Origin of the sequence: Paenibacillus sp. 1001270B_150601_E10 (genome assembly GCF_015558675.1) — a bacterium.
GTDB lineage: Bacteria > Bacillota > Bacilli > Paenibacillales > Paenibacillaceae > Paenibacillus_B.
This window is the reverse complement of the sequence record NZ_JADMOL010000002.1, coordinates 790,516-812,325: the sequence shown is the minus strand read 5'-3', so window position 1 is coordinate 812,325 and position 21,810 is coordinate 790,516. Positions and strand designations below refer to the sequence as shown.

Below are 21,810 nucleotides of genomic sequence, written 5' to 3'. Positions count from 1 at the left end.
CAAGAGCAATCGCGCCCCCGTTAACATTCACCCGCTCCTCATCTATCGCTAATTCCTTCATGACCGCAAGACATTGCGAGGCAAAGGCTTCATTGATCTCAAACAAGTCCACATCATCGATCGACACCTCACATTGATGAAGAAGCTTCGGTATCGCCGCAACAGGGCCGATTCCCATAATCTCGGGTGCGACGCCCGCGACGGTAAACCCGCGATAGGTTGCCAGCGGCTTGAAGCCGCAAGCTTCGGCTTTCGCTCGACTCATGACGACGACACAGGCTGCACCATCGCTCATTGGGGAAGAATTGCCCGCAGTCACGGTGCCGTTCAAGGAGAAGGAAGGTCTCAGCTCCGCCAGCGCTTCCATATTCGTATCGGCCCGGACACACTCATCATGGGCAAATGATTTTTGCACAACGCTGTACCTTCCATTTGCATGGAGCACGGAATGGTCGGAAGTAACGGGAACGATCTCATCCGCAAACTTCCCGCCGGCTTGTGCCGCAGCAGCGCGCTGATGGCTGCGAAGGGCAAAGGCATCCTGCTCCTCGCGCGAGATGGCAAACTGCTTCGCTACTCGTTCTGCCGTATGCCCCATGCTCATATAGACCTGCGGCATTTCCTCCGCAATGCGCGGATGAGGGGCCGGCTTAAATCCGGTCATCGGCACATGAGACATCGTCTCCACGCCGCCTGCCAAGACCACGTCTGCACCGCCTGCTTGTATCTGTTCAGCAGCATAGGCAATCGCCTGCAAGCCTGAGGAGCAGAAGCGATTAACGGTGACGGCTGGAACAGCATGAGGCAAACCTGCGTACATGGCGATAACGCGCGCCACATTCAGCCCCTGCTCCCCTTCTGGCATTGCACAGCCAAAGATGACGTCGTCGATATCTTCCTTTAATAGGCCGGGTGTGCGGTCAAGAACGGCTTCAATAACGGCTTTGCCGAGATCCTCTGCTCTCGTTTCTGCCAAGGAGCCTCGCTTAGCCTTCCCAACAGCCGTACGGGCAACGGACACAATCACAGCCTCACGTTCTTTAGGAACTGCTGTCCTCGCACGCTTCTTGCTTGATTGTTGATCTTGAGAACTCACAATTGTCTCCTCCTTTACCACCATTCATTGCATTTCTCTCCAAACTAATTGCGCAATGGCTTGCCTGTGCGCAGCATATGCTCCATCCGCTGCTGTGTCTTAAGCTCGCCACACAAGGAAAGAAACGCTTCCCGCTCAAGATCCAGAATGCTTTGCTCACTGACTATGGCTCCAGCCGGCGCATCGCCGCCAGCTAGAATATTCGCCAGCTTGCTTGCAATAAGCGCATCGTGCTCCGAAATGTAGCCAGCTTCCTTCATTCCATGGATCGCCACCGTCATAACCGCTCTGCCCTCTCGTCCTGCCACTCTCATTCTCGGCTCGTAATGGCTTCTAAAGCCTGCTTCGTCCAGTGCGAGCACCTGCTGCTTCGCTTCATAGATCCTTCTTCTGGCATCTCTCAGCACGCGATCCTGCGGACGCTTGTAGCCTGAGCGTTCGGTATCGTATCCGCTTGAGGACACCTTAGCCATCGCGATCGTTTCAAATGCTCGTAGAACATGCGGGGTGAGGTCATCCTCTTTATGCGGGAGGCTTGTTGATAGGTTGAGAAGCGTTTCCTTACAGCCTCCGCCGGCTGGAATCAATCCTACCCCTGTCTCGACCAGTCCAAAATACGTTTCAGGGCTGAACAAAATAATGTCAGCAGGCAAACACGCCTCCACGCCGCCGCCTAAGGTCATCTGATGAGGAGCTGCAACAACCGGCTTCACAAGCCTTTTCAGGCGAAGCATCGCCTGCTGGAACTGCATGATGATCTCATCAATCTCATCCCATTCCTCAGCCTGCGCTTCAGCCAGGAGCAGCATAATATTGGCGCCTACACAAAAATGCCTGCCCTCATTTGCGATTACTAAGCCGCGGTAATTACGCTCCACCTCGGCAGCACTCCGATGGATCATCGACAATATGTCCTCGCCAATCGCATTGTTTGGCGAATGAAATTCAAGACAGGCCACGCCATCTCCTAGATCAATGAGGCTAGCGCCTGCATTTTGAAGAATGGTTCTGCCCACACTCTTCAGATCCTTTAGCGAGATATGCTCTGGTACGGTTTCGACCTTACGGTATTCTCCATTCGACAGATAAAACCGATAAATACCCTCTTGCTTGTAAAAAGTCTCCTGCCCGGCTTTCAGCATATCCAAGACTACAGCCGGTATGATTTCTCCTTCCTGCTGCATCCGCTCAACAGACGCTCTAACCCCTATCGCATCCCACAGCTCAAAAGGTCCAAGCTGCCAGTTAAAGCCCCATCTCATCGCTTTGTCGATATCTTCTATGCGATCCGCGATCACGCCTAGCTGTGCAGCGCTGTAGAGCAGATTCGACTTCAATGTGTTCCACGCGAACAGGCTGTAGCGATCCTTGCCTTGCAGCAGAGCTTGCAGCCTTGCCTTCGTTCCCTTTGCCCGCTTCGCCGCATCTAATGAAGGGGCATTTATCGCCGCTCGATCCTCATAGGCCAACGAAGGAAGCCTCAAAGCGGCAATTCGCCCCTTGCCAAGCTTTTTATAGAAGCCCCTGCCTGCTTTCTCGCCAATCGCACCTTGCTCAAGAAGCGCATCATACCAGCTAGGCAGCGTAAACAGCGCCTTCTCTTCATCTGGCGCATAATCAGCTAGATTCGCGACTACATGACGGAACGTATCCAGTCCTACTAGATCCAAAGTGCGAAACGTTGCACTCTTGGGTCTCCCCATTGCCGGTCCTGTTACAGCATCGACCTCTTCAATACTTAGGCCCGCCTGCTCCATTTCCCGAAGCACGGTTACGATCCCATGGGTAGCAATCCGGTTGCCGATGAAGTTCGGGGTATCCTTGGCAATCACGACGCCCTTGCCAAGCCTCCGCTCGCTATATTGAACAGCGGCCTGAACCGTCTCCTGCGACGTGTCAGGCGTTGGAATCACCTCAACAAGATGCATGTATCGGGGGGGATTAAAGAAATGCACGCCTACAAAGGAAGCCTTGAACACATCGCTCAGCCCTTCTGCAATAGAGGCAAGCGAAATGCCTGAAGTATTGGAGCTGACCAGCGTGCCTTCACGCCAATTCGCTTCGACCTTGGCAAATACTTGACGCTTGATGTCCAAACGCTCGGTTACTGCCTCAATGATCCAATCCACCTTTTGAAGCTTTGTCAGATCATCCTCCAGATTGCCAGGATGGATCCTTGTTGAGAACGCTTCCACATATAACGGGGATGGCTCCGTTTTCTTTAGCCTTTCAATGGCTTGAATGGCGTAACGATTCCTGACTGCTGGGTGCTCTAGTGATCTTCCCATCTTCAATTCGTCCGCTGTCAAAGCAGAAGGAACAATATCGAGCAAATGGCACTCTACACCTGCATTTGCTAAATGAGCCGCAATCGCAGCTCCCATAACGCCTGAGCCTATGACTGCTGCACTGCGCAGATCACTCCATGATTGATAGGACACCTGTGTCACTCCTTTTCCCTAATCATCCTTTAGCAACGCTATTTCTTAAGCTCCCAGTACGGATTTGGCTACGATCTCAGCCAGATCAAGGGTCGCAACGTCTTGCCGCTCCAGATGCTTCGTTCCATCCTCCATCATCGTTAGGCAGTATGGACAAGCACTGCCGATCACGCTTGGGGAACGATGAAGCGCCTGTTTCACTCGTTCCACATTAACCCGGGTACCTTCTGTCTCCTCCATCCACATCTGACCGCCGCCAGCGCCGCAGCACATTGCATTTTTTCCACTTCGCTCCATTTCAAGCAATTGCAGCGCAGGTATCGCTGCAAGCAGCTTCCTTGGCTCTGCAACCACATCATTGTAACGAGCCAGATAGCAGGAATCATGCCACACGACTTGTTCATTCACTGCATGACGGAGCACAAGCTTCCCCTCTGTCCATAAGGTCCAAAGAAGCTCGGAATGATGAAGGACTTCGATCTCGTCAGTTAGTCCAAAGTCTCGATATTCCTTTTTCATCGTATGATAAGTATGCGGACAAGCGGTGACGATGCGACGCACCTTATATTTTTCAAAGAGTTGAATATTTTCTTGCGCAAGCTCCTGAAACAAAAATTCATTGCCGAGCCTTCTTGCCGTATCTCCTGAGCTTTTTTCCTCATTGCCTAGAATGGCAAAGGAAACTTGCGCTTCGTGCAGAAGCCGCACCAAGTCACGCATAACTTTTTGAGACCTTCGATCATAAGAGCCCATGGAGCCGACAAACAGCAAGTAATCGAATTCTGGCCGTTCCTTAACAGTCGGAATCTCTATGCCTTGTTCTTGCTTCAGATCAATGGCCCACTGCATGCGGTCTTTGCGATTCAGTCCCCACGGATTTCCCTGCCGCTCGATATTGGTCATCGCGCGTTTGGCATCTGTTGGAAGCTCCCCCTGGGTTAAGACAAGGTATCTTCTCATATCAATAATTTTATCTACATGCTCATTGCCGACAGGACACTGGTCCTCGCAGTTGCGGCAAGTCGTGCAGGCCCATATCTCTTCAGGAGACATCACGTCGCCAATTAGCTGCAGCTCTCTTGGGTCTTGAAATCCGGAAGGAGCATCTACATCTGAACCAATGGTGTATCGGTGATCGCCTCTCCAACTCATACTTTGAATCTTCATCGTCTTGTCAATGGAGACTCGATGGAGAGGTGAATGTTCATGTTGATGGCTGGCAGCTTGGTCAGGTTCCCAACGATGTACGGTATATGGGGCAGAAGCAAGCTTTGGAATCCAAGGCGAGGTTGAGGTAACCGCCGCACCTTTTTCTGTGAGGTGATCACGCAGCTTGGTGATCATATGCATGGGCGATAGCCATTTACCTGTGCTGGCAGCCGGACACACCTGTGTGCAGCGTCCGCATTCCACGCATGCATAGAGATCCACAAGCTGATGTTGAGTAAAAGCTTCAATGGTCCCAACTCCAAAGGACTCCTGATCTTCCGCCTCAAGATCCAGCGCGTTCAGTTTGCCAGTCGTCTCGTCTCTACGTTTGAGTCCAAGATTGAGGGGTGCGACAATGAGATGAAAATGTTTCGATTGAGGCACATATACAAGAAAGGCTAAGAGAATGAGGAGATGAAGCCACCAAAAGGCTTTGTAGCAAATGGTCATCAGCAATGAGGAACCATCGGATAACGTTGCAGCCAGCATGGCCATAAGTGAACCACTTGAGGCCACATTGCCTGACAGCACCCGCTCAAAGAGCATGGTCCCAAGCACAGAAATCATCAAAGCAGTAATGAATAAAATGACAACGCCTGACTTGAAGCTTCGCTTTAATCGCGCCAGCTTCTCTACATAACGGCGGTAGCCTGCATAAAGAATGACCGCAAGAACGAGAATCGCTGTCCATTCCTGTGCGACTACAAACGTCTCATAGAACGGAAGCGGCAAATGACGGTCTGTAAGGCCAATCAGAATTAAATCAATGGCACCAATCTGTAAATGCAAAAAGCCATAAAACAGCAACACATGCATCGTTCCACTCTTCCAATCCTTCCACAGCTTTCCCTGAGAAAACGTCTGAAGGATCGCTTTTTTCACCCCTTGATGATTCGCTTGTGGTGCTGTCGGTGTTCCGAGCTGAACATACGTCCAGCGCCGCCATACGACAATGCCGAACCAATAGCAGCTCAAGCCTATGCACGCTAACGCAAGCAGCCACTCGACCCACCTGAAGTCCATTGTATTCCCCCCTTCTTTTGCAGACTTCGATGGTTAATCCAGCTGGTACTAGGATCAACGCTTCCCTTTCGTTATACTTGCTGTCACGTCCATGGTTTGATGAATATGATCTAAATCACGAAAAAATGCGCTTGTATTGAAATATGCTTGACGCCTCTCACATATATATTGACAAGGCCATCATTTTTACTGGTACTAAGACCAACTCGAAACTGACGAGGTGATGAATATGAGTCATGCAGCGCTAAGCATTGCGATTCTGTTGAAACAAACCTTCGATACGGAGGAAAAGCTGAACATTCAGCAGGGCAGGATCAATGAAGAAGATGTCAAATGGATCATTAATCCCTATGATGAATATGCCATCGAGGCCGCTCTTCAGTGGAAGGAGCAGCATGGTGGACACACTGTCGTGTATACAGTAGGACCAGCGCGTGTCACCGAAGCCCTGCGAACAGCGCTTGCAATGGGTGTCGATGAGGCTGTTCACATTGAGCTTGAAGACGATGAGCTCGACCAGATTGACGAATGGGGAATATCTCAATGTTTGGTTCAAAGTATGAAAGATCGCCAGATCGATCTTATCCTTGCAGGCAACTTTAGCATTGACCAAGGCGGCTCTCAAACGGCCGTTCGCTTAAGTACGCTGCTCCGTCTGCCTCATACTGCCGCGATCACGAAGCTTGAACGAATCGAAGAGCTTAAGGTAGCGGTTGAACGCGATGCAGAAGGCGATACTGAACAGCTTGAGGTCACACTGCCAGCCTTATTTACCTGTCAACAGGGATTAAACGACCCTCGATATCCTTCTCTTGCGGGAATTATGAAAGCCAAGAAAAAACCGATTGCCGTCCTCCCTGCCAAAGAGCTGTTAAGCTCGTTCAATGCCTCTTCCAAAACATCACGTGCAGCAATTGAGCTTCCTCCACCTCGGACGACAGGCACTAAACTGACTGGTTCGGCTGCTGAACAGGTGCAGCAGCTTATTACACAACTTAAATCGAATACAGGACTATTCGAATCCTAAAAGATAGCTGCAGAAAGGAGGCGTCAATCGATGGGACGCCATATCACAATCTTTGCGGAATCAAGAGGAAGCGAACTTCGACAGGTGACCTATGAAGCCTTGCAGGCAGCGGAACAGTTAGCTAGGCCTGGGGATAAGATCAGTGCCCTTCTGATTGGTCATGGTCTTCGAGCTAGGCAGGAAGCCCTTCTCGCGACTGGAATCCATGAACTCTATGTCCTTGATCATGTGACAGCGGATGCTTATGAGCCTGATTATACATTTCAGGTATTGAAAGATTTTTATGATCAGTACAAACCAGATATTCTTCTGTTCGGGCATACGGCTATTGGACGTGATCTCGCTCCTATGCTTGCTGCCCACGCGGATTCCGGCCAGATCTCGGATGTTACATCGCTAATCACGTCGGATGACAGCGTCTTGTTCAAGCGTCCAATCTACGCTGGAAAAGCCTTTGAGACAAGGGCCTTTTCGGGCGCTCTCCCTTGGATCGTGACGATTCGCCCGAACAATTTCAAGCCGCTTGCCTCTCTGTCGCCCTGTATGTCAGGAACAGAAGTGAACGGCTACATCCGCTCGCTGCCGACACCCGCTTCTTCTTTGCGATCCATAGTTAAGAATGTCGTCCAGCGAATGAGCGGCTCCATCGATCTGTCCGAGGCGAAGATCGTCGTATCAGGAGGACGAGGAGTTGAGAGCAAGGAAGGCTTCAAGCCTCTGGAAGAGCTTGCTCAATTGCTTCATGGAGCTGTAGGCGCATCACGCGGCGCTTGTGATTCCGGCTATTGTGATTATGCGCTGCAAATCGGCCAGACCGGCAAGGTCGTTACTCCGGAAGTATACTTTGCATGCGGCATTAGCGGTGCGATTCAGCACCTTGCAGGAATGAGCCAATCCCGGACGATTGTTGCAATTAATACGGATCCGGAGGCGCCTATTTTTCAGATTGCGGATTATGGGATCGTGGGAGATTTATTTGAGGTCGTCCCTCTACTAACGGCAGAGCTTCGTAAGGTATTGAATTAACACCTTGAAGCTGGAATCAAGAGCATGGTTTCAACAAACGAAAAAAGAACCGCCAACGCATAGGTAGGGCGGTTCTTCGTGATAACTCCCATTTGACAGGATAGCTTGTCCAAATGGGATTGTTATATAGATATGAGCGGGCTCTTAGGAAACATACCCGTTCGATTACTCGCTGCAATTGTCTGGAGCAGGCTCGCTTGCATCCTCCACATTGACCTTATCAGCTACTGTATCACGGATAACACCCATAACCAGTTGCAGCAGATAGTTCACATCGGTCTGACTTTGCTGAAATTGCACGACAAGTGGAATCTGATCCAGCTCATCCTGCAAAGCTTCAATCTCCGCCTCGATCTTCTTCACCATCTCTTGATTCTGGAATGATTCGAAGGCAACAATCTCCTTCTGCTTCTTCTTCATCAAGGCAATGAGCTCTTGTACACGGCTGTGGTCCTGAATTTGCTTCTCTGCATGCTGATACTGCGTCACTTCCTCTGTCGTACAGATCATATCAGCGAGCTGCTTCGCTTTATTCATAATATCATCCCGGACGAGCAGGTCGCGTGTATGATACTTTGGCATAACATATTCCTCTTGCTTCTTATCTGCCTGAGCTTGTTCTGTAGGCTTTGTCAATGAATATCTCTCCTATCATCATACAATCTTAAAATTGGATGAATTAACCATGTGATCTTATTGTAACGGATATTCATGGAAATTTTAAGAACTCTTTTGCATCGGTTCTGTGACAAGCTCCCCTGAAATGTAATAGGACTTGAAGTCCGTTACTTTCACATGGACAAATTGTCCGATTAGCTCGCTTGAACCTGTAAAGTGGACAAGTTTATTGCCTCTTGTTCGACCAGAAAGAACGGCAGCATTATTTTTGCTTTGGCCTTCAACAAGGACTTCAAGAGTCTGGCCAATCATTTGCTCATTGGCCTTCCAGCTCATCTCACCAAGCACCTCATTAAGCCGATAGAGTCGCTCCTTCTTTACTTCCATCGGTACATTGTCTTCCATTCCGGCAGCAGGTGTCCCTTCACGCGGCGAGTAAATGAACGTATAAGCAAAATCAAAGCCCACTTCTTTCACAAGAGACATCGTCTCCTCGAATTGCTCATCCGTTTCGCCTGGGAAGCCTACAATAATGTCTGTCGTTAACACAACGTTCGGGATCGCTTCCTTGATCTTTTTCACGAGCTCCAAATAGCGTTCTCGATCGTACTTCCGGCTCATCTTCTTCAGCACTTCGCTGCTGCCGGACTGAACAGGCAGATGAATATGCTCAACGAGATTGCCGCCCTTCGCCAGCACTTCAATCAGATGATCGTCAAAATCACGCGGGTGGGAGGTCGTAAAGCGAATGCGTGGAATATCGATCTTATGGATATCATCCATCAAATCCCCAAAGCGATATTCACGATCCTCAAAATCTTTCCCATAGGCATTGACATTTTGTCCAAGTAGCGTAATCTCTTTGTAGCCTTGGCGTGCCAGCTCCCGAACCTCTGCGATGACATCCTCAGGTCGACGACTGCGCTCTTTGCCTCGTGTATAGGGCACGATACAGTACGTGCAGAACTTGTCGCAGCCGTACATAATATTGACCCAGCCGCGCATGCCTGATCTCTTTTTCGGAAGGTTTTCAATAATGTCCCCTTCTTTGGACCACACATCGATTACCATTTCTTTATTGAACATCGCATCACGAACGAGGTAGGGCAGGCGATGAATATTGTGGGTACCAAATACAATATCAACGAACTGATGCTTTTCCATAATACGATTCACGACGTTCTCTTCCTGAGACATACATCCGCATACCCCAAGTAGAAGGCCGGGCTTCTCTAGCTTCAACGTTTTCAAGTGTCCCAGCTCGCCAAATACTTTATCCTCTGCATTTTCACGAATCGCACAGGTATTCAAGAGAATAATATCAGCTTGCTTGCGATCCTCTGTCTTTGTATAGCCCATCTCTTCCAAGAGGCCGCTCATGGTCTCAGAATCGTGCTCATTCATCTGACAGCCGAACGTATAGATAATATAATGCTTACCCGCCCCAAGCTGGCGCATGTCCTCAGGAACAGCATCCGTATAATGGACCTCGATGCTTTCTTTCCCCCTCTTTTTGCCTTCTTTTTGGCTAGGCTCTGATTTAATATAGATTTCGCGTCCGGTAATGCGAATCTTCTTGCCATGCTCATCCTCAGATATCACCTTGGCATTAGAAAAATCAAAGTACTTGGAGTAATCCTTAGACTCCTTGCTCATACGGGTAGTCACTCCTTTTCATCCACCATTATTTCAACCCTATGTAAGGGCTCTCTTTTTTCACATTACCTCAAATTATATCATTCTTAATGAGGACATTCCAAGATGTAGTCCAGATTTAAGGTAAGCTCTCTTTGTACATGTATAAACCTCTTTTGCGGCCATTCAAAGATTGGTAACCGCGTATAGAGGTTGGCTTTTTCGCAGATATAGCGTGTGAAGATACTCAAAAAGCTCCACTTAATAAATCTAAATATAGTAAAAAAGCCCTCCCACTAGGGAAGAGCTTTTTATTGCTGCTTATGCACGAAATCGTATGATTAATCCACGATCTCAGCTGTATCGCCATTTTTCACACCAGCTGCGTTTGCTTCATCCGTATCGATGTGCATGTCCAATGCAAAGTTAGGAGATACACGCGCGATCACATTTTCAAATACAACACCGCGCTCGCCGCCAACACGTACACGCAGCTTCGCTTTGTCTTGAATGTTCCATTTCTCAGCATCAGAAGTGTGGAAGTGAATGTGACGAGCTGCCACGATAACACCTTTCTCCAACTCAACTTCACCTTTAGGGCCAACAAGCTTAACCCCTGGAGTATCTTCGATATTGCCAGATTCGCGTACTGGAGGCTTCAAGCCAAGCGCGAATGCATCTGTACGGGATACTTCCAATTGGGAAGCAGGGCGTGCAGGTCCAAGAATACGAACCGTATTGAAGGAACCTTTTGGTCCGATAACTTCAACCGTTTCATTTGCTGCGTATTGTCCTGGTTGGGACAAAGGTTTGAATTCAGTCAATTGATATCCAGCGCCAAACAAAGCCTCGATATGCTCTTGAGTCAAGTGAATATGGCGTCCAGATACGCCGACAGGTACAGTTTTCATGTTTCTTCCACCTCTCGATTATCTCTCTCTTGTTGCAGTACCACCTGTTATTATACTACTAAAATAAACAAGGCATACGTCTCATGACGCATGCCTTTTCAACAATTATATGAATATTATTTGAACTCTTTCAAGAGTCCTTCAAATGCTTCTGGTGATATCTTAAAATCTTGTTGAGCAAGCGGCTCCGAGCGGAAGCCAACGATCTGCTCTTCATAAGACTTACGGCTCTTGTCTTGATAGATAAGTCCTGTGATCATGCCGTTCGTCTCCATCAGCTTCGTCATCGCTTGGATTCGGTTAGCAGGATCATAGCCTTCTACTGAATCCAGATTCACGATGTTCTCCTTGAACCAATCATACGTATTGATCTTATTGAAGGTTACGCAAGGGCTAAATACGTTGATCAACGAGAAGCCTTCATGCTGCAATCCCTGCTCGATCAAGGAAGTCAATTGCTTTAGATCGCTGGAGAAGGATTGAGCCACAAATGTTGCTCCAGAAGCCAATGCAATCTCAAGCGGAGACAGCGTCGATTCGATAGAGCCCTCTGGCGTGCTTTTCGTCTTGAAGCCAACAGCGCTTCTTGGAGATGTCTGGCCCTTCGTCAATCCATAGATCTGATTATCCATGACGATATAGGTCATATTGATATTGCGGCGGATCGCATGAACGGTATGTCCCATTCCAATCGCAAAGCCGTCTCCATCCCCGCCTGAAGCGATGACAGTCAGATCGCGGTTCGCGAGCTTAACGCCTTGTGCAATCGGCAATGCGCGTCCATGGATACCGTGGAAGCCATAAGCATTAATATATCCCGAGATGCGTCCTGAACAGCCAATCCCCGAGATCACCGCGAGATTCTCCGGTGTCAGTCCAACATTGGCAGCCGCACGCTGGATCGCTGCTTGTACGGAGAAATCTCCGCAGCCTGGGCACCAGTTAGGCTTAACATTATTGCGGAACTCTTTGAAGGTTGCCATTCAAGACCAACTCCTTGCTTTGGGAATAGACTTCGTGCGGCAGGAACGGCGTGCCGTCGTATTTCTTCATGCTGTAGAGCTTATCGTGGAAGCCGACATTCAGCTTGATCTGATCGGCTAGTTGTCCCGTCGCATTATTCTCCAGCACAATGATCTGCTTCGCACGCTCAGCGTAACGCTTCACCTGCTCCGTAGGGAATGGATAGATCTGACGAACAGTCAGATGATTCGTCTTCCAGCCATCCGCTTCAAGCTTGGTGCGCGCCTGATCAATCGTTCCACCCGTAGAGCCCATGCCAATGATAAGCACGTCCGGCTCTTCATAAGGAGCGTCCACAACAACAGCGTGGCGAATCTTGATAGATTTGAGCTTACCAAGCCGCTTATCCATCATGCGCTGACGATTAATCGCGCTTTCAGATGGACGGCCGACCTCATCATGCTCAACGCCTGTCACGTGATGAAGTCCTCCCTTCTCTCCTGGCAGCACGCGAGGAGAGATGCCGTCATCTGTAAGCTCGTAGCGTTTGAATTGAGCATGTGTCTCAAGCTCAGGAACGTCTCGGACGAGTCGACCTCGATTGATCAAGATCTGATCGTAGTCAAGCACCGCACAGGACTGCTTCCCCAAAGACAGTTGAAGGTCTGTCATGACAATGACTGGACATTGGTACTTCTCTGCAAGATTAAAGGCCTCGATCATGTCATAGAAGCAGTCTTCAATCGAGCTTGGCGCAATAACGATCTTCGGAATCTCGCCGTGAGTTCCATACACCATCGCATTAAGATCGCTTTGCTCCTGCTTCGTTGGGAGCCCTGTTGAAGGACCACCGCGCTGCGTATCAACAATAACGAGCGGCGTCTCCGTCATGCCCGCAAGGCCAATCGCCTCCATCATAAGCGAGAGTCCAGGCCCTGCAGATGCAGTCATTGCCCGAACGCCAGCATAATTGGAGCCGATCGCCATTGTAGCAGCTGCAATCTCATCCTCCGTCTGGACAACCGTGCCGCCAAACTTCGGCAAATGCTTGATCAAATATTCCATAATCTCAGAGGCTGGCGTAATCGGATAAGCAGACATAATCCGGCAGCCTGCTGCTAATGCCCCAAGCGCAATGGCATCGTTACCAATCATAAACAGCTTCTGCACGCCATCAGCCGGCTCCAGCTGGAATTCGCTCAAAGGCCCCCCAGCCTGTTCCAGCACGAACTCTGCTCCGCGACGCACCGCCTCGATATTTTTCTCTACAACAATGGCACCCTTACGACCATATTCTTCTTCCACAGCCTTGTTGAACACTTCAATGGGAAGTCCAAGCAATGCCCAAGAGGCCCCTGAAGCAACCATGTTCTTATACAGCGAAGTTCCAAGCTCCTCCGCTATAGCCGTGATCGGCACAGCAAAAAGCCGCACATTCAGGCCTTCAGGCACAACAGGATTGAACTTCGCATCAGCGACGATAACACCGCCGCCTCTAAGCTCGTTTGCATTGAGATCGATGCTTTCCTGATCAAATGCCACCAATATATCCAAATCATCAGAAATCGCCCGAATAGGGGCTGTGCTGATGCGAATCTTGTTGTTCGTATGCCCGCCCTTGATTCGTGACGAGAAATGCCGATAGCCATATAAGTAATAACCCAATCTGTTCAGCGCAGTCGAGAAGATACGATCCGTACTCTCTACGCCTTCCCCTTGCTGTCCCCCAATTTTCCAAGACAATTGATTAATCAAGCTCGCCCACTCCTTTAAATGACTCAGCAAGTCCCCTTAATCAAGGGATATCCATCATGAATGGATTCCTAAAGAATGGTAACCATCCCTTGAGTCACATTCATTCTATGACCAGTACTTGGAAAAAGCAAGCGTTTTAGCAGATGCGCTTAATAGAATCTTTAGATTGGTTTCATACCAAACCGAGATGAATAACCTACTATTCCGCTCGGCTAGGGAGATTTTCTTTTAAGAAGCGATAGGCATTTGTGTGAGCGATATCTTGTACGAAGGCTTGGCCGTATTGCTTCTCCAGCGCCTCTAATAAGGCAGGATGCTGCCCCGCATGCTCAAGTCCTTTGATCTTTTTATCAATGCCGTCAAAGTCAGAGCCAAGCATAAGATTCTTGCTTCCTCCTAGCTCTACAATATGATCGATATGCTTCACAAGATCCTCTATGGTTACTTCTTCTTTGTCAGCGACAAAGTAAGGCACATATGTAATGCCAATACGCCCATTGCGATCAATAATCGCTTTGATCTGATCATCCGTAAGATTGCGCGGATGCTTGAATACGGAGGCAGCATTGGAATGCGATGCAATAATTGGGCGATCCGTAAGTTCTAGCAGCTCCCAGAATGCCTTTTCATTCAAATGGCTGACGTCCAGCGTGATCCCTAACCGTTCGCATTCCTCGATCAATTGCTTGCCTGTCTCTGTAAAGCCACCTTGTCTTGGCTCAAGCGTACCGTCAACGGCCCAGTTGGAATGGTTCCAGGTGAGACCTACAAATCTTACCCCCAGATGATAGAGTGTTCGCAGGTACACGAGGTCTCCTTCCAGCGCGTCAACGCCCTCTAGTGACAGGATCGTGCCAATCTTAGACGCTTGCTGCCACTCCTCTAGATCCTGCTTCCAGCGAATCGCTTGCAGTTCAGGATGCTTCAGCATCTCTTCATGATACAGATCGATCATGCGGACAAGCTGGGAGAAGCGTGGTGGTCCTGTTACCAAGCTTGGCTCCACAAACAACGCCAACACTTGAAGCCCAACGCCTCCTTCCCGGAGCTTAGGCAGTGTGACATCCCGAGTATCATGTTGAACGAAATCTACCTCTCCGGTGTAGAGCATCTTGTAAAGCACATCACAGTGAAAATCAATAAGACGTGAATTCATCTTCATTACTCCTCTTCTAGTTGCACGTTTATTTCATTGTATCATGGGTTCACGTCAATGAGCCTGCTTGTCCATTAAAAAGCTCAGCACCTTACAATATGATTATAAGGCGCCTGCTCATGAGCGTTATAGCGAGTGCAAGAGCACTGACAGCATTTCCTCCCATACACGAAGCATCTATGTCATCTCATCGTTGGAATGTTCGGGATGTGCGGCTCTATTCGGGCAGTCTCAAGATCTAATACCACATCCTAAGACTGGTTTTATCGCCTAATAAGATGTTGTTCTTGTTTAGAAGCAGCCTTGCTTCCTAATCTTATTATGGTAATAAAAAACCTGCTTACTACGATCTTCGTAAACAGGCTTAGCCCTACATCCACATGTCAATTGCACTTCATGATGCGATTCATCTTGGCTCTACAATCAGCTTAATTGCCGTACGATCCTCTCCATCGATCACGATATCGGTGAAAGCAGGAACACATATCAAGTCTACGCCGCTTGGTGCGACGAATCCTCGAGCTATGGCGACCGCTTTGATGGCTTGGTTGAGAGCACCTGCCCCGATCGCTTGCAACTCGGCTGCACCCCGCTCACGCAACACCCCTGCCAATGCACCAGCTACCGAATTGGGATTGGATTTTGCTGAAACCTTTAATACCTCCATGGATAGACCTCCTCGGGAATGATGGTGAGACTCCATTATTACAACATATTCATGAAGCGCCCAAACATTCCTGTCCGGTATTCATTTGCGTGTAATGGCACAGCCGCTCTTGAAGAGCTGCTGTATCATCCCTGTCTATCCTATGCGAGTCATCGCCATATTAGGAGAACGTTGTGAGAAAACCTTTTTATGGCTACACGCTGATTTGTCTCGAATGATGAATCAGATCGGCATAGATGCCATTCTGCTCCACTAGACTTAGATGTGTTCCCTGTTCGACAACCTTCCCTGCTTTCATGACAATAATGCGATCCGCATCTTGTATCGTGGACAATCGGTGGGCAATGACCAGCGTCGTCCTACCTTCAGAGACAACATGAAGCGCTCGTTGAATGAGGCGCTCCGTATGAGAGTCCAAGTGAGCAGTCGCTTCATCAAGGATCAAGATTCTAGGTTCAAAGACGAGAATGCGAGCAAATGAGATGAGCTGTCTCTCACCAGCGGACAGTCCGCTTCCCCTCTCGGATAGACGCGAATGGTAGTTATGTTTGAGCCTCATGATCATCTCGTGAGCCCCTACAGCCTTACAAGCCCATATGACTTGTTCAGGTGAGATATGCTCTTGGAACAAGCGGACATTATCAATGATCGTGCCTGAATACAAGAATGGCTCCTGCTGGACAAGTCCAACAATGCGATGCAGAGTCTCTTGCGGAAGCTCGCGAATGTCAACGCCATCGATCGTTACACTGCCCCGCTTCACATCGTAGAATCGAGCAAGCAGGTTCACAAGCGAGCTCTTTCCAGCACCCGTCGTCCCCACAATCCCGATAAATTCTCCTGGCCTGATGTGAAGATCCAAGTCATGCAGCACATCTCGATCATCCAGATAGGCAAACCGAATATGGTTGAAGTCAACCTTCCCTTTGATATCCTCGACTGACTTATGAACAGCATCCTCAGGGTCTGGATCCTGCACCTCCGGTTCTGCACGGAAGATTCTCCACAAGCGATCCATGGATACTAGTGTTGACTGCAGTGTATTCCACTGCTGAGTAATCTGGTTGATAGGCTGGAAAAACTGACGAATATAGTTGATAAAGGCATATAAGACACCAAATTCAAGTGCTTTGTCCAGCACCGCCATCCCCCCAAGCCATACGACAAATGCAACTGATAGATTGCCTAGGATATCAAATGACCGGTTGAACAAAATGCTGGTTCTAACTTCTCTCAGATTCTCTTTAAGAAATCGTTTGTTTTGATCCGTAAAGCGCTTCGTCTGCTCCTCTTCTTGATGGAAAGCCTGTATAAGGCTCATCCCTGCCAAATTCTCTGCTAAGAAGCCAATAAGCTTGGACAACTCGCCTCTTGCACGCTGGTAGGCAGAACGAAGCAGCTTACGGAAAGCGATGGCGATTAAAAAGATAATCGGAAACAAAATGAGGCAATACATGGCTAGTTCCGCATCCAGCGAGAACATAAATGCAACAACAAGAATGATCGATAGCCCATCGCGAACAAGACTTAGGAGCACCTGCGTGAAGAACTGGTTGATCGTCTCTGTATCGCTAGACTCGTTCGTGACTAGACTCCCGATAGAATTGCGGTCAAAGAAGGACATCGATTGCCTTGCAATATGCTTGAACAAATCTTTTCGGAGCTGACCGACAATGCTCTGTCCTACCTTCTGCAGAAGATTAGCCTGGATATAAGAGAAAACAAAGCTTAATGCCGCTAGCAGCAAATAACATAGACCAATGGTCATTAGATTGCGAATGCCATGAGAGCCGGTGAGCATATCATCATCAATTGCAATCTTAACAAGGTATGGCTGTAAAAGATCCGCAGCAATGGCAAAAAAGGTGCAGAAAAAGACCAGCATAAAAGTGCGGCGATGCGGCTTCGCATAACCAAGCATCGATTTGAACGCCTGCTTGCGATCTTCTGGAGATACCTCATATGGACTTCTCGTTTCTAGCTTGCTCATTCGAGGACTCCCTCCTCTTGTATCGCGTGAAGAGAAGCATAGTAGCCGCTCTGTTCAAGCAGCTCGTTATGCGTTCCCCGCTCTATAATTTGACCCTCATCCAGCACGATGATCTCATCCGCATGCCGAACAGCACTTATGCGATGGGCGATGCATATCGTCGTCTTGCCTTCTCTCGCGCCTTTCACATTTCGGAGGATATTCGTCTCCGTCACAACGTCTACAGCACTCACACTGTCATCCATGACGAGCACAGGCGCATCCTTAATGAGCCCACGAGCAAGACTCGTACGCTGCCGTTGTCCTCCAGATAATGTAAGCCCCCGCTCTCCAAGCTTCGTTTGAAAGCCATGAGAGAAGCCTGTTACATTGTCGTAAAGATCCGCAAGCTTCGTTGCTTCAACGACATACTCATCCCCTACCGCTCGATCAGAAAATGCAATATTGTCTCGAATGGTCGTACTGAACAAAAAGCCATCCTGCGGAACATAGGCGATCTGATTGCGAAGACTATCCAAAGTAAGCAGCCTAATATCTTCCCCGCCTAAGAAAATCGTTCCTTCAGGAGGATCATAAACCCGCAGCAGCAGCTTCATAAGCGTCGTCTTCCCGCTTCCCGTCTTGCCGACGATCCCGAGCGTTCTGCCCTGTTCCAGCTTCACGCTAATATGCTTTAGGGCTGGTATGTCCGCGTCAGGGTAAGTAAAGCTAAGATCCCTAATTTCGATTACTCCTGCATCTCGATGAAGCACCTTCGCGCCTTCAATCTCTAGAATATCAGGCACTTCCGACAAGACTTTATTCAGTCGGTCGAGAGATGCACGGGAGCGCAGCATCGTATTGATCACGTTGCCAATCTGCTGCAGCGGCGTCATCAGCATTCGAAGATACAAGGTCAAGGTAACAAAGTTACCAAGTGAAAGCTCGCCTCGAATGGACATCACACCCCCATACGTGATCGCGATAACAAGCGAAAGTGCACCCGCAAACGGAATCAACGCTTGGAATAAGGATGTCATTCTAACCAGTCGAAGCTGATTATCGCGAATCTGATCCACCGTCCGTCCAAAGCGCTCTTCAACCACGTCCTCGACGGCAAACGTCTTGGTCACTTTGATCCCGCCAAATTGCTCCTCGGCGGACTCCGTCATCGCTGCGAGAGAATCTTGAACGGCGCGCGAGCGCAGTCTAATCCGAGGGCCGAAATACACAACGAACAATGGTATCGATAACAACGGGAGAGCACACACCAGCACGAGATGAAGCGGAATATGGCTAAGCATCATCATGACCATGACCGACACAAGCAGAATCGATGCATTCGTCATTTGATTGACACCGTTTGCAATCGTCTCGCGCACTGAGGTTACGTCGTTCATGAACGTGCTGAGCATTTTTCCTGTTCCGTTCTTAGCGAAGTATTGCTCACTAAGCTTCGTAAATTGCTTGAATAATCGCTGTCTCGTGTTGAATTCAAACTGACGGCCAAGTCTATGGTTCGTATACTGTCCAAGTCCAAATAATACGCCGTAGCCTACTCCGATGGCCATAAGCCACAGGCTGTAATGAATGACACCGGTTCTTGTCAATCCTTCCTGCTGAAGCTCATCTGTGAACTGGCCCAATAAGCTCGGGTAAAACGATTGAATGACATTTGCCGAGGCAACAAACAGGATTGCCATCAAATAAAACAGCAAATGTGATCGAATATGGCCTGACAGCAATGATCGAACTTTCATACCTTCATCACATCCTGATTTTATATGTACCTTCGATCATAAGACATCCTGTAAAATCCTTCAATGCTAAATGACATTTTTCCGACATTTCGTTTCTCAAGCATGCTGTATATCCGTCTCTTTTCGCGCACGGCTCCCATGGTCAAATCGATAATAAAGAGGCGATGAAATATTCACCGCCTGCTCGCTTGTGTACTTCTATTAGGATATGTGCATCTGCTGTCCAACTTAACTCAAGAGAATATCTTCTTCTGTTAAACGGATTTTTTGAATTCGATTTGCTTTTCCTGTCTCATCGTCGATATCTACAACGATCGCATGGAAATGCCATTCTCCTTCATCTACTTGGAATCGAACAGGAAGCTGGGTTTTGAATTTGCGAAGAACAGCCTCGCGTTCCATGCCAAGCACACCTTCCTTGGAACCAACCATGCCGCAGTCTGTCAAGTAAGCCGTGCCTTTCGGCAGAATGACATCATCATTCGTCTGTACGTGTGTATGCGTTCCTACCACAACGGATGCGCGTCCATCGAGGTGCCAGCCCATTGCAATCTTTTCTGAAGTCGCTTCGGCATGAAAATCAACCAGGATCGGCTTGCGCTTCTTACCTGATTGCTCCAGAATCTCATCCACTTTGCGGAAAGGACAGTCAATCGCAGGCAGGAAGGTTCTTCCCTGCAAGTTAACGATCATAAGCTCCTTGCCATTTGCCTTGATTGTCGTCCAGCCAAGTCCTGGTGTGCCTTCTGGGAAGTTTGCGGGTCTAATGACACGCTTTTCGTCATCAATCCACTCAAAGATATCCTTGTTGTCCCAAGTGTGATTGCCCATGGTAAAGCCATGAACACCTAGATCGATAAATTCCTTAATGATGGCTCCAGTAACCCCGCGGCCAGCCGCTGCATTCTCAGCATTGGCAATAATGATATGCGGCTGATGACGCTCCTTCAAATATGGAAGAACTCTCTTTACCGCCTTGCGGCCCGTGTTCCCTACGATATCCCCAATAAACAATAACTTCAAGGGTATTGCCTCCTTACAAAATGGAGAAGTGGCCGGTTAGGGCCACTTCTCATTGACTTCTATTGAATTATTTAGCGTATTCGACCGCTCTTGTCTCACGAAGCACCGTAACTTTAATATGTCCCGGATAATCGAGTTCACTCTCAATTTTCTTCGAGATCTCGCGAGCTAGGCGATACGCCTCACTATCATCGATCTTATCAGGCTGCACCATTACGCGAACCTCGCGACCAGCTTGAATTGCATAGGACTTTTCAACACCCTCGAACGATTCGGAAATGTCTTCAAGCTTCTCTAGACGCTTGATATAAGTCTCGAGTGTCTCACGTCTTGCACCTGGACGAGCAGCGGATAAAGCATCCGCAGCACCAACGAGCATCGCAATAACAGAAGTTGCTTCGCAATCACCATGATGAGATGCAATACTGTTAATGACAACTGGATGTTCTTTATACTTTTTCGCCAATTCCACACCGATCTCAACGTGAGATCCTTCCACCTCGTGATCCAGTGCCTTACCAATATCATGCAGCAAACCTGCACGCTTGGCTAGTGTTACATCTTCGCCAAGCTCTCCTGCCATCAAGCCTGCTAGATAAGCTACCTCCATCGAATGCTTCAGCACATTCTGACCGTAGCTTGTGCGGAACTTAAGGCGACCAAGAATCTTGATAAGATCTGGATGCAGACCATGAACACCAACCTCGAAAGTTGCCTGTTCACCGTATTCGCGGATACGCTCGTCCACTTCCTTGCGAGACTTCTCAACCATTTCCTCGATACGAGCTGGATGTATGCGGCCATCCGCAACCAGCTTCTCGAGAGAGGTGCGAGCAATCTCACGGCGGATTGGATCGAACCCTGACAAGATAACAGCTTCCGGTGTATCGTCGATAATGAGATCGATACCTGTTAATGTCTCTAGTGCACGAATGTTACGACCTTCACGTCCAATAATTCGACCCTTCATCTCTTCGTTAGGCAGTGCTACCACGGACACTGTAGTCTCCGCTACGTGGTCTGCTGCACAACGCTGAATGGCAAGTGAAATAATATTGCGTGAACGCTTATCTGCCTCTTCACGTGCTTGTGATTCAATGTCTTTGATCAGTTGTGCTGTTTCATGACGTACTTCCTGCTCGACATTCGTCAAGATAATTTGACGCGCATCCTCCATTGTGAGGTTTGAAATGCGTTCGAGTTCCAACAATTGCTGTTGGTGAAGTCTTTCAATCTCAGCTTGTGTCTCTTCAACTCGTTTCTCTTTGTTAGACAGTTGTTCTTCCTTACGCTCAAGCGAATCTAACTTCTTGTCCAACGACTCTTCCTTCTGCAGTACGCGGCGTTCAAGTCGCTGAATCTCGTTCCGGCGTTCACGGACATCTTTCTCCGCTTCTGTACGGAGTTTATGGATTTCGTCTTTCGCTTCAAGCACTGTTTCTTTCTTCAGTGCCTCCGCTTCTTTACGAGCGCTCTCCACAATTTGCTCCGCAGCATGCTCAGCACTCGTTATTTTCGCTTCTGCCAGCGA

Annotated in this window: 16 protein-coding genes; 2 read left to right on the top strand and 14 right to left on the bottom strand. The window is 48.7% G+C overall.

What is annotated here, in order from left to right; genetic code table 11:
• The 3 genes from I2H74_RS08670 to I2H74_RS08660 form a co-directional block, all read right to left on the bottom strand.
• Positions 1–1,096, bottom strand: a 1,096-nt coding sequence (locus tag I2H74_RS08670; protein ID WP_324254030.1) for an acetyl-CoA C-acyltransferase, incomplete at its 3' end; no start/stop codon positions are given.
• Positions 1,097–1,140: 44 nt separating this feature from the next.
• Positions 1,141–3,537 carry a 3-hydroxyacyl-CoA dehydrogenase/enoyl-CoA hydratase family protein gene (locus tag I2H74_RS08665; RefSeq protein WP_324254029.1) on the bottom strand — a complete coding sequence of 799 codons (2,397 nt, stop codon included), beginning with the start codon at positions 3,535–3,537 and terminating at the stop codon, positions 1,141–1,143.
• A 45-nt stretch (positions 3,538–3,582) separates the two neighbouring features.
• Complete coding sequence (locus I2H74_RS08660) at positions 3,583–5,769, bottom strand: (Fe-S)-binding protein (protein WP_195573315.1); 2,187 nt, start codon at positions 5,767–5,769, stop codon at positions 3,583–3,585.
• A gap of 229 nt (positions 5,770–5,998) precedes the next feature.
• Here I2H74_RS08660 and I2H74_RS08655 point away from each other — a divergent pair, with 229 nt between their 5' ends.
• Together I2H74_RS08655 and I2H74_RS08650 are read left to right on the top strand one after the other, a co-directional pair.
• The gene (locus I2H74_RS08655) at positions 5,999–6,796 is read left to right on the top strand and encodes an electron transfer flavoprotein subunit beta/FixA family protein (RefSeq protein WP_195573313.1); all 798 of its coding nucleotides are present in this window, start codon (positions 5,999–6,001) and stop codon (positions 6,794–6,796) included.
• 30 nt (positions 6,797–6,826) lie between these two features.
• Positions 6,827–7,822: an electron transfer flavoprotein subunit alpha/FixB family protein gene (locus I2H74_RS08650; RefSeq protein WP_195573311.1), complete on the top strand. Its 996-nt coding sequence runs from the start codon at positions 6,827–6,829 to the stop codon at positions 7,820–7,822.
• A 165-nt stretch (positions 7,823–7,987) separates the two neighbouring features.
• On the opposite strand, the gene I2H74_RS08645 is transcribed toward I2H74_RS08650, so the two are convergent.
• The 11 genes from I2H74_RS08645 to rny all read right to left on the bottom strand — a co-directional run.
• Positions 7,988–8,404: a RicAFT regulatory complex protein RicA family protein gene (locus tag I2H74_RS08645; RefSeq protein ID WP_195573481.1), complete on the bottom strand. Its 417-nt coding sequence runs from the start codon at positions 8,402–8,404 to the stop codon at positions 7,988–7,990.
• Positions 8,405–8,542: 138 nt separating this feature from the next.
• On the bottom strand, positions 8,543–10,096 hold the full coding sequence (miaB, locus tag I2H74_RS08640) for a tRNA (N6-isopentenyl adenosine(37)-C2)-methylthiotransferase MiaB (RefSeq protein ID WP_195573309.1): 1,554 nt from the start codon (positions 10,094–10,096) through the stop codon (positions 8,543–8,545).
• A 320-nt stretch (positions 10,097–10,416) separates the two neighbouring features.
• Positions 10,417–10,986, bottom strand: coding sequence for a phosphate propanoyltransferase (pduL, locus tag I2H74_RS08635; RefSeq protein ID WP_195573307.1), 570 nt, complete (start codon positions 10,984–10,986; stop codon positions 10,417–10,419).
• A 116-nt stretch (positions 10,987–11,102) separates the two neighbouring features.
• Complete coding sequence (locus I2H74_RS08630) at positions 11,103–11,969, bottom strand: 2-oxoacid:ferredoxin oxidoreductase subunit beta (RefSeq protein WP_195573305.1); 867 nt, start codon at positions 11,967–11,969, stop codon at positions 11,103–11,105.
• Positions 11,941–13,704: a 2-oxoacid:acceptor oxidoreductase subunit alpha gene (locus tag I2H74_RS08625; protein ID WP_195573303.1), complete on the bottom strand. Its 1,764-nt coding sequence runs from the start codon at positions 13,702–13,704 to the stop codon at positions 11,941–11,943. Before I2H74_RS08625 ends, I2H74_RS08630 begins: the two co-directional genes overlap by 29 nt.
• Positions 13,705–13,903: 199 nt before the next feature.
• On the bottom strand, positions 13,904–14,860 hold the full coding sequence (locus I2H74_RS08620) for a dipeptidase (protein ID WP_195573301.1): 957 nt from the start codon (positions 14,858–14,860) through the stop codon (positions 13,904–13,906).
• Between the two features lie 406 nt (positions 14,861–15,266).
• The gene (locus I2H74_RS08615; RefSeq protein ID WP_005550495.1) at positions 15,267–15,527 is read right to left on the bottom strand and encodes a stage V sporulation protein S; all 261 of its coding nucleotides are present in this window, start codon (positions 15,525–15,527) and stop codon (positions 15,267–15,269) included.
• Positions 15,528–15,720: 193 nt separating this feature from the next.
• Positions 15,721–17,517, bottom strand: a complete 1,797-nt coding sequence (locus I2H74_RS08610; protein ID WP_195573299.1) for an ABC transporter ATP-binding protein — start codon at positions 17,515–17,517, stop codon at positions 15,721–15,723.
• Complete coding sequence (locus tag I2H74_RS08605; RefSeq protein WP_195573297.1) at positions 17,514–19,256, bottom strand: ABC transporter ATP-binding protein; 1,743 nt, start codon at positions 19,254–19,256, stop codon at positions 17,514–17,516. Before I2H74_RS08605 ends, I2H74_RS08610 begins: the two co-directional genes overlap by 4 nt.
• A 228-nt stretch (positions 19,257–19,484) precedes the next feature.
• A complete protein-coding gene (locus tag I2H74_RS08600) occupies positions 19,485–20,279 on the bottom strand; it encodes a TIGR00282 family metallophosphoesterase (RefSeq protein ID WP_195573295.1) in 795 nt (264 codons plus the stop codon).
• A gap of 67 nt (positions 20,280–20,346) precedes the next feature.
• The coding region (gene rny / locus I2H74_RS08595) for a ribonuclease Y (protein ID WP_229106460.1) at positions 20,347–21,810 on the bottom strand (1,464 nt) is incomplete at its 5' end.